Origin of the sequence: Micromonospora sp. C51, from assembly GCF_018070435.1 — a bacterium.
GTDB classification, from domain to species: Bacteria; Actinomycetota; Actinomycetes; order Mycobacteriales; family Micromonosporaceae; genus Micromonospora; species Micromonospora sediminimaris.
The window spans coordinates 137,934-153,668 of the sequence record NZ_JAGPXQ010000009.1 but is presented as its reverse complement, the minus strand read 5'-3'; the positions used below and the strand labels follow the sequence as shown (position 1 = coordinate 153,668).

Here is a 15,735-nt window from a genome sequence, read left to right as displayed (position 1 = left end):
CCGAGCCGGCCGAACCGCCGGGCCAACGCGTCGCCGAGTGCCGGCTCAGCGACCGTCGGGCAATCCGGGCGACTTTCCCGATGGTCGCTCACAGACTGTCGGTTCCCCGATCGCCTCACTCCCGTTTTACGCCCCGACGGCCAAGCTGTTTGTCACCGGCGCAACAGGCCGGCGGACACGGCACGGACGTGGACACGGGGAGACTGAGATGGCCCAGCAGATGACGGAACACCGCACGCACGCCGGCACCGAGGCGGAGCACGGCGTAGACACCCTGACCGACCTGGACGCCACCGACGAGCGCGGCGTCTCCACCGACCTGGTCCGGGCATACCTCAACGGAATCGGTCGGACGAAGCTACTCACCGCCGTGCAGGAGGTGGACCTGGCGAAGCGGATCGAGGCCGGCCTGTTCGCCGAGGAGAAGCTCAGCACCTGCATACCGGTCTCGGAAGAGCTGCGCGCCGATCTGGAGCTGGTCGCGCGGCAGGGCCGAGCCGCCAAGAACCACCTGTTGGAGGCGAACCTGCGCCTGGTGGTGAGCATCGCCAAGCGGTACACGGGCCGGGGGATGGCGTTCCTCGACCTCATCCAGGAAGGCAACCTCGGCCTCATCCGCGCCGTCGAAAAGTTCGACTACACCAAGGGCTACAAGTTCTCCACCTACGCCACCTGGTGGATCCGACAGGCCATCACCCGCGCCATGGCCGACCAGGCCCGCACCATCCGCATCCCCGTCCACATGGTCGAGCAGGTGAACCGGATGGTCCGCGCCCGGCGTGAGTTGACCGTGTCGCTGGGTCGGGAGCCCACGGTCGCCGAGGTGGCCCGCGCGCTCGACGTGCCGGAGTTCCAGGTCATCGAGCTGATCTCGTACGACCGGGAGCCGGTGAGTCTGGACCAGGCTGTCGGCGAGGACGGTGAGAGCGCCCTCGGTGACTTCGTCGCCGCCGTCGACCCGGCCGCCGGGCCCGGCGACGCCGCCGCCCATGGCGAACTGCGCAACGAGGTGAGCATCGTGCTGGCCACGCTCTCGCAGCGGGAGCAGGCCGTGATCCGGTTGCGGTTCGGCCTCGACGACGGTCGGCAACGCACCCTGGACGAGGTGGGCCGGGAGTTCGGCCTCTCCCGGGAACGGATCCGGCAGATCGAGAAGGTGACCCTGCTCAAACTGCGTGCCCCGGAGCGGGCGCAGCGGTTGGAGGCGTACGCCTGCTGAGCTGAGCGTTCGATCATCGGCCCCGGCGGTTCGCCGGGGCCGATGCGTGCGTGCCCGCTTGACGTGCGGACGCCCCAGCCGGTACAAACCTTTTGGTTATCAAACCGGAAGGTTATATGCAATGCTCAATGACCTGGACGCCACCTTCGCCGCTCTCGCCGACCCCACCCGGCGCGCCATACTCGCCCGGCTGGCGGCCGGCGAGGCAACCGTCACCGAACTCGCCGCGCCTTTCGCGATGAGTCAACCGGCCGTCTCCAAACACCTGCGCGTGCTGGAACGTGCCGGACTGGTCAGCCGGGGACGAGACGCCCAGCGCCGCCCGTGCCGCCTCGAAGCCGCGCCGCTGCGTGCGGCCACCGCCTGGCTCGCCGCCTACCGCGAGCACTGGGCCGAGCGCTACCAGCGCCTCGACACCCTGCTCGACGAGCTGCGTTCGGCCGAGGAAGAGCAACTCGGGGCCGGAACGCCGGACGGTGGTGCGGCATCGTGATCGACGACCATCTGGTGGTCGACACGCCGGGCGATCGGGAGATCGTGCTGAGCCGGGTCTTCGACGCACCGGCGCGGCTCGTGTTCGCCGCCTTCACCCGCCCTGACCTGCTCGTCCGCTGGTACGGCGCACGCGGTTGGCAGCTGGTCGGCTGCGAGGTCGACCTGCGGGTCGGCGGGCGCTGGCGGTTCGAGTCGCAGGGCCCGGACGGGCAACGGATGGTCCAACGCGGGGTCTATCGGGCGATCACCGCTCCGCACCAGCTCGTCTGCACCGAACGCTTCGACGACCAGTCGTACCCCGGCGACACCCTGGTCAGCCACACGTTCACCGAGCTCGCCGGGCGGACCACCGTCACCACCACGCTGCGCTACGCCACCCCCGAGGGACGCGACGTCGCCCTGCGGTACCCGATGGTCCGTGGGATCACCGAGAGCTTCACCCGCCTCGCCGGACTGCTGGCGACGAGAACAGGAGGACAGCAATGAACTGGACGCTGGAAGTGGTGGTCGTACCGGTCTCCGACATCGACCGGGCCAAGGCCTTCTACGCCGACCAGCTCGGTTTCGCCGTCGACCACGACACCGTGATCGGCGACGACGTACGCATCGTGCAGTTGACCCCACCCGGGTCGGGCTGCTCGATCGTGATCGGCAAGGGCGCCGTGCCGCAGATGCCACCGGGATCGCTGAAGGGCCTGCAACTCGTCGTACCGGACCTCGCCAAGGCCCGCACCGAACTACTCGAACGCGGCGTCGAGGTGAGTGAGATCCAGGTGCTCGGCGAGAATCCGCGTCCGGTGCCGGAGCCGCTGGACAATGTCGGCTTCGTCTTCTTCACCGACCCCGACGGCAACGCCTGGGCGGTGCAGCAGATCTCCGGCCGAGCGTGACCGGCCGCCCACTCACAATCGACGGGGGCCGGTGTCGGGGCGCGGCACGGCGGCGGAGCCGATCCGGACGTTCGCGTGCAGCACCGACAGACCGTCGGGCCGGGCCAGCACCGGGTTCAACGTCAGCGCCCGGACCCGGGGCTGGTCATCGGCGAGGCGACCGACCCGCAACAGCAGATCGGCCAGGGCGGCGCGGGCGACCGGCGCGGCCCCCCGATGGCCACGAAGCAGCGGCGCCGCCCGGGGCGCGTCGACCAGCTCGGTGGCGTCCCGGTCGGTCAACGGCACGGCTCGCCACGCCCGGTCACCGAGCAGCTCGGTGGCGACCCCACCCAGCCCGAACCCGACCACCGGTCCGAACGCCGGATCCTCGACCAACTCCACGACACAGGCCACGCCGGGCGGCACCATCGGCTGCACCAGGACGTCCGGACCGAAGGCCGCCGCCAGCTCCGCACCGGCGCGGCGCACGGCGGCGGCGTCCGGCAGATCGAGGCGGACCGCACCGAGGTCGAGGCGGTGCCGCAACCCCGGGGCTGCGGCCTTGAGCGCCACCGGGAACCCGAGCCGGGTGGCCACCTCGACGGCCTCGTCTACCGACGAGACCGGCACCGACTCGACCACGTCGATGCCGTACGCGGCAAGCAACGCCTCCGCATCGCTGTCGTCCGCCCGCAGCGCCGCCTGTGCCGCCGCCGGGTCGACGCCGGGCAGTTCCGGCAGAGTTCCGGTGGGCCGGCGCAGCCATTGCGCGTACGCGGTGACCCGGGCCAGCGCCCGGACCGCCTCCTCCACGCTCGGGTAGGAGGGCATCCCGGCCGGGGCACGGCCGACCAGGAAGGTGGCCACCGCCGGCTTGCCACCGGAGAGCGCCGCCGGCAGGGCAGCGGTGAAATCGGCCTCGGTGCCGGTGAACTGGCCGGGCAGCGGCGGGGCGAAGAGCGCCACGAGCGCGTCGACCGCATCGTCGGCGGCGGCTGCGGCCAACGCCTCGGCGAACTCGGCCGCGCTGGCCCTCGGACCGACATCCCGCGGGTATCCGTCGGCGACGGTGAGCCCCTGGGTTGCGCAGGCGGTGGCCGCGAGACCGGTCAGCGCCGAGGAGTTACCGACCACGCCGACCCGGTCACCGGCCGGCAGCGGCTGGTTGGCCAGCAGCACCCCGACGTCGAGCAGCTCACCGACGGTGTCCACCCGGATCACCCCGGACTGGGCGAACAACGCGCTGACCGCCGTGGCGTCCGGCCCGGCGACGTCACCGACACCCGACGGGCGGGCCGGTGACGCCAATGCCACCACCGGCTTGTCCCGGCCGATCCGCCGGGCCAGCCGGGCGAACTTGCGCGGGTTACCGAAGGTCTCCAGGTACAGCATGATCACGTCGGTGCCGGGGTCGTCCTGCCAGTACTGCAACAGGTCGTTACCGGAGACATCGGCCCGGTTCCCGGCCGAGACGAAGCTGGACAGACCGAGCCCCCGCCGGTCCGCCTCCGCCAGCAGCGCCACGCCGAACGCACCGGACTGGCTGAAGATGCCGACCCGGCCCGGCACCGGCAGGCGCGGAGCGAGGGTGGCGTTGAGGCGTACGTCCGGGTCGGTGTTGGCCACCCCCAGGCAGTTCGGGCCGATCACCCGCATGCCCGCGGCGTGGGCCGCGCGAACCAGGGCACGCTGGGCGGCGGCACCTTCGACACCGGCCTCGGCGAAGCCGGCGGAGATCACGACCAGGCCGTGCACCCCGGCCGCCGCGGCGTCGGCGACCACCGACGCGGCGGCCTCCGGGGGCACCGCCACCACCGCCAGGTCGACCGGCAGCCCGGCGTCGGCCGCCGACGGGTACGCGGGCAGCCCGGCCACCCGCGCGGCGCTCGGGTGCACCGGCACCACCGACCCGGTGAACCCGCCGTCGCGCAGGTGCCCGAGCACCGCGGCCCCCACCCCCTGACCGGTGGCACTGGCACCGTAGACGGCGACGCCACGTGGGGCGAGCAGCCGGGCGATGGACCGCGCCTCGGTGCGGTGCTCCCGTCCGCGCTGCACCTCCAGGGTCGTCTCGGTGGGCGCGATCGGGAAACTCAGGTGCACCACCCCGTCGGCGAACTGGCGCTGGATCTGGTACCCGAAGTCGGCGAAGACCCGCAGCATCTGCCCGTTGGCCGGGAGCACCTCGGCCACGAAGTTGACGATCCCGGCCCGGCGGGCGGCATCGGCGAGATGCTCCATCAGCACCGATCCGATGCCCCGCCCCTGGTAGGCGTCCTCGACCACGAAGGCCACCTCGGCGTCGGGCGAGGCCGGGCCGAGCCGTTCGTAGCGGCCCACGGCGACGATCCGGTCGCCGGCCAGGACCACGAACGCCTCCCGGTCACGGTGGTCGACGTTGACGAAGCGGCGCAGATCCCGCTCCGGGATCCGCGGGTACGGCGAGAAGTAGCGCAGGTAACGGGTGCGTTCGGAGAACCGGGAGTGCATCGCCACGATCTCGGGTGCGTCGGACGGCGCGATCGGTCGCAACTGGACCGTGCTGCCGTCGCTGAGCAGCACGTCCACGGTGTGTTCGGCTGTGGTCACCTCGGACGGCCCTCCCCGGCCCGCTCAGTCAGTCACGCGGATCGTGCGGGTCGAGGCCGAGCAGCGGGAAGACCGCCTTCCGGGTCGCCGCGATCGCCCGGTCCACCGGGCTCGGCTCCCCGGTGGGCTGCCACGGCTCGTAGCCCGGGTCGACGTCGTCGGTCATCCGCAGCGGTACGTCGAAGCCGGGCCGGCGGGCCGTGGCCAGTTCCCGCCAGGCCGGCGGGGTCAGCGTCGCCGGATCCAACGGCGCGCCGGTGGCCACCGCCAGCAGATGCGTCCAGGCCCGGGGCACCACCTCGACCAGGGCGTACCCGCCACCGCCGGTGGCCACCCAGCGTCCGTCGCACAACTCGTCGGCGAGCGCCCGCAACGCCAGGTAGGTGGCGCGCTGCCCGTCGACGGACAGGTGCAGGTCGGCCAGCGGGTCGACGCGATGGGCGTCCGCCCCGCACTGGGTGAACAGAAGTTGTGGGCGGAACGCCCGCAGCACCGAGGGCACGACCGCGTGGAAGGCACGCTGCCAACCGGCGTCCTCGACCCCCGGCGGCAACGGGATGTTGACCGCGGTGCCGGCGGCGTTCGGGCCACCGGTCTCGTCGGGGAAGCCGGTGCCGGGGAACAGGGCGAGCGGGGTCTCGTGCAGGCTGACCGTCAGCACCCGTGGGTCGTCCCAGAAGATCTGCTGCACCCCGTCGCCGTGGTGCACGTCGACGTCCACGTACGCGATCCGCTCGGCACCCAGGTCGAGCAGCCGGGCGATGGCCACCGCCGGGTCGTTGTAGACACAGAAGCCGGCTGCCCGGGCGGGCATCGCGTGGTGCAGGCCACCGGCGACGTTCACCGCCCGGCGGGCCGTGCCCCGCCACACCGCCTCGGCCGCGATCACGCTCGCCCCGGCGACCAACGCGCTGGACTCGTGCATCCCGTCGAAGACGGGATTGTCCGAAGTGCCCAGACCGAACCCGGCGAAGAGCGGGTCGCGCGGCGCGATCCGGACCGCGTCCAGATAGCGCGGGTCGTGTACCCGGGTGAGCAGGGCGTCGTCGGCAGGCGACGGCGGCACCAACCGCACCCCGGCGCGTTCCAGGATGCCCAGTTCCCGGGCGAGTGCGATGGTCAACTCCACCCGGACCGGATCCAGCGGGTGGTCACCGAGGTCGTAGGCGAGCAGCGACTCGTCCCACACCACCACCGTGTCGTCGGACATCTGCCCATGGTCGCACGAGGGCCGGTTGGCGGTCCGGCAGCCGGGCCGCCGGCCGGTCACACGTTGCCCCCGGTCCGCGCCCTCCGGTCGCCGACGCGGCCGGTCAGGCGTCGGACCGGTCAGGCGTCGGGTCGGTCGCCACCGGTCGGTCCGGGTCGGCGACCCAGTTGCTCCACGAGCCGACGTAGAGCGCGGCGTCCGCGCGGCCAGCCAGATGTAGCGCGAACACGGCCTGGGCCGCGGTCACCCCGGATCCGCAGTACGCCCCGACCGGCGCCTCGGCGGCCACGCCGGCAGCGGCGAAACGGTCCCGCAGCGCCTCCGCAGCCGGGAAGCGTCCCTCGGCGACGTACTCGGGTGCGGGCAGATTCACCGCGCCGGGGATGTGGCCGGCGACCGGATCGATGGGCTCGTGCTCGCCCCGGTAGCGTGGCGCGGCCCGCACGTCGATCAGGACACCGTCGCCGGCCGCCAGACGGGCGGCAGCCGCGGCGTCCAAAACCGGCAGGGCACCCGGACGAACCGTCACATCGCCCGGCCTCGGAGCGGGTTGGTCGGTGCTGACCGGCAGGCCGGCCGCCGTCCAGGCCGGGTAGCCGCCGTGCAGCAGCCGGACCGGTCGATGCCCCGCCCAGCGCAGCGTCCACCAGGCTCGGGCCGCCGACATGCCGTCGCCGCCGTCGTACACCACCACGGGATGACCGGCCCGCACGCCGGCCGCCCGCAACGCCGCCTCTAGCGCGACCGGTTCGGGCAGCGGGTGCCGCCCGGCCGGGCCGGGAGCGCCGCAGAGCGCGGTGTCCAGGTCGACGAAGACGGCACCCGGCAGGTGTCCCGCCAGGTAGTCGTCCCGTCCCGGTGCCCCGGCCAGGCGCCAGCGGACATCGAGCAGGGTGGGCGGGTCGGTTCCTTCGAGTTCGGCGGCGAGCCGCTCGGCCTCGACCAGAAGATCGTCAGTAGCGGACATGGGCCACAGTCAACACCATGAGTGACATTCCCTACGGTTCGGCGACAGACGTCCGAGGCGCGGGAGGGTACCATCAAGGCTGGAGGGCCGCTGAAACCATGAAGTCTCACGACCTGGTCGATACGACCGAAATGTACTTGCGTACGATTCTCGAACTTGAGGAAGAGGGCGTGCCTCCGTTGCGCGCCCGGATCGCCGAACGCCTGCGCCAGAGCGGCCCCACGGTCAGTCAGACCGTCGCCCGGATGGAACGCGACGGCCTGCTCACCGTCGAAGGTGACCGGCACCTGAGCCTCACCGAGCAGGGGCGCAGCGCCGCCGTCTCGGTGATGCGCAAACACCGGCTCGCCGAGCTGCTGCTGGTCAACGTGATCGGGATGCCCTACGAGGAGGCCCACGAAGAGGCCTGCCGCTGGGAGCACGTGATGAGCGACGCGGTCGAGAAGCGGGTCTACGACCTGCTCAACCGGCCGACCCGGTCGCCGTACGGCAACCCGATCCCCGGTCTGGACGAGCTGGGCTCGCCGGGCCAGGCCGAGCCCGAGCCGATCGACGGCGAGCGCAACCTGGCCTTCCCCGGCCTGACCGGCACTGTCGTCGTACGCCGAATCTGCGAGAGCGTACAGACCGACGCCGAGGTGCTCCGTCAACTGCACGCGGCCGGCGTCGACCCGGGTGCCACGGTGACGGTCGCGCAGGAGCGCGATTCCGTGTCGATCGACCGCTCCGGCGAGAGCGTCCGGTTGCCTCGGGAGATCGCCTCCCGGGTCTTCGTCGCCGCCGCCTGACCCGAAGCCGGTCTCTCAGCTCACGTACGGGCAGTGGCGACAGCCCCGGCCGCAGCAGGTGCCGCGGCGGGCCAGGAATCCGGCCGTGAGGACGAACAGGCCGGTGTCCGGGTCGAGGTAGCCGGCGTCACCGGCGGCCAGGGCAGCGGCGTGCACGGTGAGAATGTGCTGTCGGCCGGGATGATCGGGCGGCAGCCGCGTCGGGTGCGGCTCGGTCAGGGGCCGCGCCGCCAGGGGCCGTCGTTCTCCGCTCATCACCGGCAGTCTAGGTTTTCCCGAAGTCGATGGAGGAGACCTCATGGCCCAGTACGCAGTCCTGATCTACTCGCCGGCACCGGCCGACCCGATGGACCTCACCCCCGACTACATCGCCCTGCTGGAGCGGTACCCCGCGCAGGTGGCCGAGCTGGGTGGGCAGATCGTGACGGGCTTCGCGCTGCAACCGAGCACCACCGCCACCGCCATCCGCAGCGACCTCGTCACCGACGGCCCCTTCATCGAGGCCAAGGAGGTCGTGGCCGGTTTCTTCGTGCTGGAGGCGCCCGACCTCGACACCGCTGTGCGGATCGCCAAGCTGAACCCGGCCACCATCGACGGCGGGGTGGAGGTCCGGCCGCTGTTCGAGCCGCCCGCCGAGTGAGCGACGGCGAGCGCACCCTCGTGCCGGCCACGACCGCCGAGGTCGAACGGGCCGTCGCGGACGCGCACCGCCGCGAGTGGACCTTCGTGCTCGCCGCCACGGCGCGCGTCGCCGGCGACTTCGACCTCGCCGAGGAGAGCGTCCAGGAGGCGTACCTGGCCGCGCTCGGCACCTGGGGCCGGGACGGCATACCGGATCGGCCTGGAGCGTGGCTCACCGCGACAGCGCGCCGGAAGGCCCTCGACGTGCTGCGCCGTAGGCAGGTGCTCCGCGCGAAGCTGCCGCTGCTGGTGGAGCGGGACGAGCCCGAACCGGATTTCCCGGACGAGGTCGCCGTGCCGGACGACCGGCTGCGTCTGGTCTTCACCTGCTGCCATCCGGCGCTCGCCCGGGAGGCACAGGTCGCGCTCACCCTGCGTCTGGTCTGCGGCGTGAGCACCGCCGACATCGCCAGCGTCTTCCTGGTCCCCGAACCGACCATGGCGGCGCGCGTCACCCGCGCCAAGAAGAAGATCGCCGCCGCCCGGATCCCCTACCGGGTCCCGGAGGCCGCCGAACTGCCCGAACGGCTCGACACGGTGCTCGCCGTCGTACACCTGCTCTACACCACCGGGCACACCGCGCCCACCGGGGGCGAGCTGGTCCGCGCCGACCTGGCCGACCGCGCGCTGCACCTGGCCCGGATGCTGGCGGCCCTGCTACCCGAGGAACCGGAGATACGCGGGCTGCTCGCGCTGCTGCTGCTCACCGACGCCCGCCGGGCCACCCGCAGTGACCCTGAAGGACGACTGTTGCGCCTGGAGGACCAGGACCGTTCCCGCTGGGACCGGGACGCCATCGACGAGGGACGCCGCCTGGTGCTCGACACGTTCCGCACCGGGCGCACCGGCCGGTACGCGCTGCAGGCCGCCATCGCCTCGCTGCACGCCCTCGCGCCCAGCTACGAGGCGACCGACTGGGCACAGATCGTCCAGCTCTACGACATGCTGCTGGACCGCTGGCCCTCGCCGGTGGTGTCGTTGAACCGGGCGGTGGCGGTGTCGATGGTGGACGGACCGGCTGTGGCGCTCGCCGAGGTCGACGCCCTCGCCCAGGACCCGCGGCTGGCCGGCTACCACTACGTGCCGGCGATCCGGGCCGACCTGCTGCGCCGGCTCGGCCGCGACGCCGAGGCGGCGCAGGCGTACCGGGATGCGCTGGATCTGGTCGACAACGACGCCGAACGCGACTTCCTCAGCACCCGTCTCGGCGAGGTCGTCGCCTTCTGACGAGGTCATCTCGCCAGGCTGCTCCTCGCCGCTCCTCGCCCGGGCTACGGGCGGGAGGCGGGAAGGTCGCCCGGTAGTCGCGGGGACTGACGCCGACAAGCTGCCGGAAGCACGCCCGGAAGGCCGTCGGCGACGTGAAGCCGACCAGCTCGCCGATCCGCTCGACCGGCTGGTCGCTGCGCTCCAGCAGATGCTGGGCACGGCGGATCCGGTGCCGGCTGAGCCAGCGCATCGGCGTGGTGCCCGTCTGGTCGCGGAAGTGCCGGCTCAACGACCTCGGGCTCATCATCGCGTACGCGGCGATCTCAGCCAGGGTGAGCGGACGATGCAGGTTGTCGGTGAGCCAGGCCAACAGCGGTTCGAGGCTGTGCCCGGCCGGCGCGGGTGGCTCGTACGCGATGAATTGTGCCTGCCCACCGGCCCGCTCCAACGGCATCACGCAGCTGCGGGCGGTTTCGACGGCGACGGCGGCGCCATGATCGCGGCGTACCACGTGCAGGCAGAGATCGAGCCCGGCGGCGGCACCGGCCGAGGTCAACACCGGCGCGTCCTCGACGAACAACACGTCCGGGTCGACGCTGACGCTCGGATACCGGCGGGCCAGCTCGGCCGCGGCAGCCCAGTGGGTGGTGACCCGCCGCCCGTCGAGCCGGCCGGCGGCGGCCAGCACGAAAGCGCCGGTGCAGATCGAGAGCAGCCGAGCCGGGCTGGCGGCCAGTGCCGCCCGGACCGCCTCCGGCAACGGTGTGTCCAGGTCGGCCATCCCCGGTACGACCACCGTGTCCGCCTCGGCCAGCAGGGACAGGTCGTACGGCACCCGCAGCCCGAGCGCACCGGCCCGGACCTCGTCGGTCGCGCCGCAGACCCGAACCTGGTACGCGGCACCACCGTCGGCCAGTCGGGCCCGGCCGAACACCTCGACCGGCACGGACAGGTCGAACGGGACCACACCGTCGTACGCGACGACCACCACTCGGTGCATGCGCCCATTCTGGCGAGAACCCGTCGGTCGATGGCTCGCCGGCCCCTGCTCGACACCGCCACCGCTACCTAGATTGACCGCTCATGAACATCGTCGTCCCGCTGCTCATCGGCGTCCTCTACGTGTGCCTCAACTCCTTGATCCGGGAACCGCACCGCCGCCGTTTCAACGCCATCATGATCGCGGGAGCGGGCGCGGCGTACCTCAGCGGCGGTGGGCTCGGGGCGTGGGAGTTCCCGTTCGTGGCCGCGCTGGTCTACGTGGCCTTCCGCGGCCTGGAGTCGTGGCGGTGGATCGGCGTCGGCTGGCTCCTGCACACCGGCTGGGACGTCGTCCACCACCTGAAGGGCAACCCGATCATTCCCTTCGCCCACGACTCGTCGTTCGGCTGCGCAATCTGCGACCCGGTCATCGCGCTCTGGTGCCTGACCGGCGGTTGGTCGCTGCGGGACCTGCTCCGCCGGCGGTCAGCCGGGCCGGTGGCGGCTAGCCGAACCAGGTGATCTCCTGCCCGTGCCCGCGCGTCCAGGCCAGCGGCTGCCCGTCGAGCGCGAGCACGTTGAGGTGCGCGTCGCTCGGCGGCTGTGGCAGTGCGGCGTACCGCAGCACGCTCGGCCCCTCGTTGGCGATCCAGTGGCCGGGCAGCCGGCGTACCTCCTCGGCGAAGGCCGACCGGCGCGGCGTCGGCACCAGATAGAGCACGCTGGTGTGGAAGACCACCAGGGTGGCGTCGGTCGGTGCCTGCGCGGCCAGCGCCGGCAGGTCGTCGACCAGGTCGCCGCGGACCAGCAGCGGCGGATCGGCTGCGGCGATGGCCGCCGCCGACCGCAGCCGGGCCCGGCGATGCTCGTGCTCCGGCCAAATCAGGGCGTCGAGCCAGGTCAGGTCGGCCGGATCGGTCACGTCGAGCGGATTCAGGTCCAGGCCGGCTCGCCACACCACCTCCGGCCGATGGTCCGGCGGCGTCAGGTTGGTGGCCACGCAGTCGAGTACCGGCTCCCCCGTGCCGATCAGGTGACCACCGGGCGAGCTGCCGGCGTAGCGGTACGCGTACCGGTCGGGGTAGAGGCAGAGACCGGCGGAGGCACCGACCTCAAGCAAGGCAAGCGGCTGCGGGAGCGCCGCGAGCAACGGCAGCAGTACGGCGCAGCGACCGGCCTCGTTGGTTTGCGTGACCCGGGTACGGACCTCCGCCTCCACCGTCGACCAGTTGGCCGCCAGGTAGTCATGAAACGCGGCCGGTTCGTCGACCGGCCCGCCCAGCAGGCGTACCACGCTGAACAACAGGTTCGGCTGCTGCTTGGCCTCCGGCAGGGTGCCCAGCAGGCCGAGCAGTTCCTGGTCTCGGGAGACCGAGCGGGCCAGTCGCTCGTACGAGGGCGAGACCCCGCGAGCCTCGCGCTCGGCGAACCAGACGTAGCGCTCCGCGATCGTCATAACCCGATCATCCCAACCACACGGTCACTGTGAACGGTGACCTCCATCGCCGCCGCCCGTCACGTCGATCGCCGACCTGCCCGACGCCGAGGCGGCGAGCCTGGGCAGCTGGCAGGTCCGGCTCTCCCGGGCACTGACCGCCGTCACCGGCTGCGTCAAGACCTACGTCATGCAGATGGACTGCCTCGCCATCGCGCTGCGCGGCCACCTCGCCACCGAACCCACCCCACGAAGCGTCGGTGCAGCCAATCTTGGTACGGAACTGCCCTGGGACGGCGGTTTCGGTCCAAGATCGCAAGAGACGAACGAGCCCCGGGCGGTGATCCGTCCGGGGCTCGTTGCGTACTCGGGTCAGCTGCAGCCGCTGGTGGAGCCGCAGCCCTCGCAGACGTAGCAGCTACCGGCGGGGCGCATCTTCGTACCGCAGGTGAAGCAGAGCGGCGCGTCGGCGGCCTTGCCGATCACGGCCTCCAGCAGCTCGGTGCTGGAACCGACCGGCGGTGCCGGCTTGACCGCGGCGACGTCGGCGAGTTCCTGGGCCGGCTGGGCGACCGGGCCGGCCTTAGGCTCCTCCGGCTTGGCCTCCACCGGGGCGGAGGCGGCCATCGCGGTCAGGTCCGTGCCGTTCGCCTCGGCCTCGGCCTCGGCGGCGAGCTGGGCGGCCCGCTCCTTCGCGGTGAAGATGCCCAGCTCCGCGCGGCGCTCGTACGGCAGGAAGTCCAACGCCAGGCGACGGAAGATGTAGTCCATCACCGAAGCGGCCATCCGCACGTCCGGGTCGTCGGTCATACCGGCCGGCTCGAAACGCATGTTCGTGAACTTGCTGACGAACGTCTCCAGCGGCACGCCGTACTGCAAGCCGATGGAGATGGCCACCGAGAAGGCGTCCATCACGCCGGCCAGGGTGGAACCCTGCTTCGACATCTTGAGGAAGACCTCACCGAGGCCGTCGTCCGGGTACGACGAGGCGGTGAGGTAGCCCTCGGCCCCGCCCACGGAGAAGGAGATCGTCTCCGACGGCCGCTTCTTCGGCAGCCGCTTGCGCACCGGGCGGTACTCGACGACCTTCTCCACCACCGGCTCGACAGTGGCGGTGGTCGCCTCCGGCTCGGCCGACTTCTTCTTCGCCGCCGACAGCGGCTGGCCGACCTTGCAGTTGTCCCGGTAGATCGCCAGCGCCTTGAGGCCGAGCTTCCAGCCCTCGAAGTAGATCTTCTCGACGTCCTCGACGGTGGCCTGCTCCGGCATGTTGACCGTCTTGGAGATGGCACCGGAGATGAACGGCTGAACCGCCGCCATCATCCGCACGTGGCCCATCGGCGCGATGGAGCGCTCGCCCATCGCGCAGTCGAAGACCGGGTAGTGCTCCGGCTTGAGGCCGGGGGCGTCCACCACGTGACCCTGGTCGGCGATGTGCTCGACGATCGCCTCGACCTGCTCCTCCGGGTAGCCGAGGGAGCGCAGGGCGCGCGGCACGGTCTGGTTGACGATCTGCATCGAGCCGCCACCGACCAGCTTCTTGAACTTGACCAGCGCCAGGTCCGGCTCCACGCCGGTGGTGTCGCAGTCCATCATCAGACCGATGGTGCCGGTCGGGGCGAGCACGCTGGCCTGCGAGTTGCGCCAGCCGTTCTTGTCGCCGATCTTGTTGCCCTGGGTCCACTGCTTGGTGGCCTCGCGGACCAGCGCGGTGGCCACCGTGCCGGAGGGCTTGATCTCGTCGTTGGCCGCGGCGTGCTTGCGCATCACCCGCTTGTGCGGCTCCGCGTTGCGGGCGTAGCCGTCGTACGCGCCGACGATGCCGGCCAGTTCGGCCGAGCGGCGGTACGCCGTGCCGGTCATCAGCGACGTGATCGCGGCGGAGAGCGAACGACCCTGGTCCGAGTCGTACGGCAGACCGGAGGCCATCAGCAGGGCACCCAGGTTGGCGTAGCCGATGCCGAGCTGCCGGTACGCCCGAGTGGTCTCGCCGATCTTCTGGGTCGGGAAGTCGGCGAAGCAGATCGAGATGTCCATCGCGGTGATGACCAGCTCGACCGACCTGACGAACTTCTCCACCTCGAAGCCGCCGTCGGCGCGGAGGAACTTCATCAGGTTCAGCGAGGCCAGGTTACACGAGGAGTTGTCCAGGTGCAGGTACTCCGAGCACGGATTCGACGCGGTGATCCGGCCGGTCTCCGGGCAGGTGTGCCAGTCGTTGATGGTGTCGTCGTACTGGAGGCCCGGGTCGGCGCACTCCCAGGCGGCCTGGGAGATGGTGCGGAAGAGGTTCTTGGCGTCGATGGTGTCGATGGTCTGCCCGTCGAGCCGGCCGCGCAGGTCGAAACTGCCGCCGTTCTCCACCGCCGACATGAACTCGTCGGAGACCCGGACCGAGTTGTTGGCGTTCTGGTACTGCACGCTGACGATGTCGGAACCGCCCAGGTCCATGTCGAACCCGGCGTCGCGCAGCGCGCGGATCTTGTCTTCCTCGCGCGCCTTGGTGACCACGAACTCCTCGATGTCGGGGTGGTCGACGTCAAGGATGACCATCTTGGCCGCGCGGCGGGTGGCGCCGCCGGACTTGATGGTGCCGGCGCTGGCGTCGGCGCCACGCATGAAGCTGACCGGGCCGGAGGCGGTGCCGCCGGAGGAGAGCAGCTCCCGGGAGGACCGGATCCGGGACAGGTTGACCCCGGAACCGGAGCCACCCTTGAAGATCAGCCCCTCCTCTTTGTACCAATCCAGGATGGAATCCATCGAATCATCCACAGATAGGATGAAACAGGCGGATACCTGCTGGGGTGAGGGGGTGCCGACGTTGAACCAGACCGGGGAGTTGAAGCTGAACACCTGGTGCAGCAGCATCCAGGTCAGCTCGTGCGCGAAGACCTCGGCGTCGGCCGGGGAGGCGAAGTAGCCGTACTCCTCACCGGCGGTGCGGTAGGTGGTCACCACCCGGTCGATCAACTGCTTGAGCGACCACTCGCGTTCCGGGGTCCCCACCGCGCCCCGGAAGTACTTGGTGGTCACGATGTTGGCCGCGTTGACGCTCCAACTCTCCGGGTACTCCACCCCCCGCTGCTCGAAGTTGATCGAGCCGTCCCGCCAGTTCATCATCACGACGTCGCGGCGTTCCCAGGTGACCTCGTCGTACGGGTGCACTCCCGGGGTCGTCCAGACCCGCTCGACCTTGAGCCCCGCGCCCGCCTTGCTTCGTGACCTGCTTGTTGTCACACCGTCCCCCGGCATCTCATCCGCCCCCTCGTCCGCGCGGGTCCGCCGCGCG

Annotated in this window: 15 protein-coding genes; 8 read left to right on the top strand and 7 right to left on the bottom strand. The window is 71.4% G+C overall.

The window, feature by feature from the left end:
* Positions 1-208 precede the first annotated feature (208 nt).
* From sigB to KBX50_RS13270, 4 genes are all read left to right on the top strand, one after another.
* Positions 209-1,219: an RNA polymerase sigma factor SigB gene (sigB, locus tag KBX50_RS13285; protein WP_247673604.1), complete on the top strand. Its 1,011-nt coding sequence runs from the start codon at positions 209-211 to the stop codon at positions 1,217-1,219.
* A gap of 121 nt (positions 1,220-1,340) precedes the next feature.
* The gene (locus KBX50_RS13280) at positions 1,341-1,712 is read left to right on the top strand and encodes a helix-turn-helix transcriptional regulator (protein ID WP_210937330.1); all 372 of its coding nucleotides are present in this window, start codon (positions 1,341-1,343) and stop codon (positions 1,710-1,712) included.
* Positions 1,709-2,200 carry an SRPBCC family protein gene (locus tag KBX50_RS13275; protein ID WP_210937329.1) on the top strand — a complete coding sequence of 164 codons (492 nt, stop codon included), beginning with the start codon at positions 1,709-1,711 and terminating at the stop codon, positions 2,198-2,200. The genes KBX50_RS13280 and KBX50_RS13275 overlap by 4 nt, the downstream gene beginning before the upstream one ends.
* Complete coding sequence (locus KBX50_RS13270) at positions 2,197-2,604, top strand: VOC family protein (RefSeq protein ID WP_210937328.1); 408 nt, start codon at positions 2,197-2,199, stop codon at positions 2,602-2,604. The genes KBX50_RS13275 and KBX50_RS13270 overlap by 4 nt, the downstream gene beginning before the upstream one ends.
* A 12-nt stretch (positions 2,605-2,616) precedes the next feature.
* On the opposite strand, the gene KBX50_RS13265 is transcribed toward KBX50_RS13270, so the two are convergent.
* From KBX50_RS13265 to KBX50_RS13255, 3 genes are all read right to left on the bottom strand, one after another.
* On the bottom strand, positions 2,617-5,175 hold the full coding sequence (locus KBX50_RS13265; protein WP_210937327.1) for a bifunctional GNAT family N-acetyltransferase/acetate--CoA ligase family protein: 2,559 nt from the start codon (positions 5,173-5,175) through the stop codon (positions 2,617-2,619).
* A gap of 28 nt (positions 5,176-5,203) precedes the next feature.
* On the bottom strand, positions 5,204-6,385 hold the full coding sequence (locus tag KBX50_RS13260) for an acetoin utilization protein AcuC (protein WP_210937326.1): 1,182 nt from the start codon (positions 6,383-6,385) through the stop codon (positions 5,204-5,206).
* 103 nt (positions 6,386-6,488) lie between these two features.
* Positions 6,489-7,352 (bottom strand): sulfurtransferase, encoded by an 864-nt coding sequence (locus KBX50_RS13255; RefSeq protein ID WP_210937325.1) that lies wholly within the window; start codon positions 7,350-7,352, stop codon positions 6,489-6,491.
* 98 nt (positions 7,353-7,450) lie between these two features.
* Here KBX50_RS13255 and KBX50_RS13250 point away from each other — a divergent pair, with 98 nt between their 5' ends.
* The gene (locus KBX50_RS13250) at positions 7,451-8,140 is read left to right on the top strand and encodes a metal-dependent transcriptional regulator (RefSeq protein WP_093410274.1); all 690 of its coding nucleotides are present in this window, start codon (positions 7,451-7,453) and stop codon (positions 8,138-8,140) included.
* 15 nt (positions 8,141-8,155) lie between these two features.
* On the opposite strand, the gene KBX50_RS13245 is transcribed toward KBX50_RS13250, so the two are convergent.
* On the bottom strand, positions 8,156-8,395 hold the full coding sequence (locus KBX50_RS13245) for a DUF5522 domain-containing protein (RefSeq protein ID WP_210937324.1): 240 nt from the start codon (positions 8,393-8,395) through the stop codon (positions 8,156-8,158).
* A 43-nt stretch (positions 8,396-8,438) separates the two neighbouring features.
* Between KBX50_RS13245 and KBX50_RS13240 the strand changes: the two genes are divergently transcribed.
* Together KBX50_RS13240 and KBX50_RS13235 are read left to right on the top strand one after the other, a co-directional pair.
* Positions 8,439-8,780, top strand: coding sequence for a YciI family protein (locus KBX50_RS13240; RefSeq protein WP_210937323.1), 342 nt, complete (start codon positions 8,439-8,441; stop codon positions 8,778-8,780).
* A gap of 86 nt (positions 8,781-8,866) precedes the next feature.
* Positions 8,867-10,048 (top strand): RNA polymerase sigma factor, encoded by a 1,182-nt coding sequence (locus KBX50_RS13235; RefSeq protein ID WP_210937389.1) that lies wholly within the window; start codon positions 8,867-8,869, stop codon positions 10,046-10,048.
* Here KBX50_RS13235 and KBX50_RS13230 read toward each other — a convergent pair.
* Positions 10,014-11,030 (bottom strand): GlxA family transcriptional regulator, encoded by a 1,017-nt coding sequence (locus KBX50_RS13230; RefSeq protein ID WP_210937322.1) that lies wholly within the window; start codon positions 11,028-11,030, stop codon positions 10,014-10,016. The two genes, KBX50_RS13235 and KBX50_RS13230, sit on opposite strands and share 35 nt — an antisense overlap.
* A gap of 83 nt (positions 11,031-11,113) precedes the next feature.
* Between KBX50_RS13230 and KBX50_RS13225 the strand changes: the two genes are divergently transcribed.
* A complete protein-coding gene (locus KBX50_RS13225) occupies positions 11,114-11,533 on the top strand; it encodes a DUF6010 family protein (RefSeq protein WP_210937321.1) in 420 nt (139 codons plus the stop codon).
* On the opposite strand, the gene KBX50_RS13220 is transcribed toward KBX50_RS13225, so the two are convergent.
* Both KBX50_RS13220 and KBX50_RS13215 read right to left on the bottom strand, forming a co-directional pair.
* On the bottom strand, positions 11,517-12,467 hold the full coding sequence (locus KBX50_RS13220; RefSeq protein ID WP_210937320.1) for a DUF2332 domain-containing protein: 951 nt from the start codon (positions 12,465-12,467) through the stop codon (positions 11,517-11,519). The two genes, KBX50_RS13225 and KBX50_RS13220, sit on opposite strands and share 17 nt — an antisense overlap.
* Before the next feature lie 351 nt (positions 12,468-12,818).
* Entirely contained in the window at positions 12,819-15,698 is a 2,880-nt protein-coding gene (locus KBX50_RS13215) for a vitamin B12-dependent ribonucleotide reductase (protein ID WP_210937319.1), read from the bottom strand.
* Positions 15,699-15,735 lie beyond the last annotated feature (37 nt).

Bases quoted from the DNA above. Each gene is read 5' to 3' on its own strand.
- sigB (WP_247673604.1), top strand. From the start codon at position 209: ATGGCCCAGCAGATGACGGAACACCGCACGCACGCCGGCACCGAGGCG.
- KBX50_RS13280 (WP_210937330.1), top strand. From the start codon at position 1,341: ATGCTCAATGACCTGGACGCCACCTTCGCCGCTCTCGCCGACCCCACC.
- KBX50_RS13270 (WP_210937328.1), top strand. From the start codon at position 2,197: ATGAACTGGACGCTGGAAGTGGTGGTCGTACCGGTCTCCGACATCGAC.
- KBX50_RS13260 (WP_210937326.1), bottom strand. From the start codon at position 6,385: ATGTCCGACGACACGGTGGTGGTGTGGGACGAGTCGCTGCTCGCCTAC.
- KBX50_RS13255 (WP_210937325.1), bottom strand. From the start codon at position 7,352: ATGTCCGCTACTGACGATCTTCTGGTCGAGGCCGAGCGGCTCGCCGCC.
- KBX50_RS13250 (WP_093410274.1), top strand. From the start codon at position 7,451: ATGAAGTCTCACGACCTGGTCGATACGACCGAAATGTACTTGCGTACG.
- KBX50_RS13245 (WP_210937324.1), bottom strand. From the start codon at position 8,395: ATGAGCGGAGAACGACGGCCCCTGGCGGCGCGGCCCCTGACCGAGCCG.
- KBX50_RS13240 (WP_210937323.1), top strand. From the start codon at position 8,439: ATGGCCCAGTACGCAGTCCTGATCTACTCGCCGGCACCGGCCGACCCG.
- KBX50_RS13230 (WP_210937322.1), bottom strand. From the start codon at position 11,030: ATGCACCGAGTGGTGGTCGTCGCGTACGACGGTGTGGTCCCGTTCGAC.
- KBX50_RS13225 (WP_210937321.1), top strand. From the start codon at position 11,114: ATGAACATCGTCGTCCCGCTGCTCATCGGCGTCCTCTACGTGTGCCTC.
- KBX50_RS13220 (WP_210937320.1), bottom strand. From the start codon at position 12,467: ATGACGATCGCGGAGCGCTACGTCTGGTTCGCCGAGCGCGAGGCTCGC.
- KBX50_RS13215 (WP_210937319.1), bottom strand. From the start codon at position 15,698: ATGCCGGGGGACGGTGTGACAACAAGCAGGTCACGAAGCAAGGCGGGC.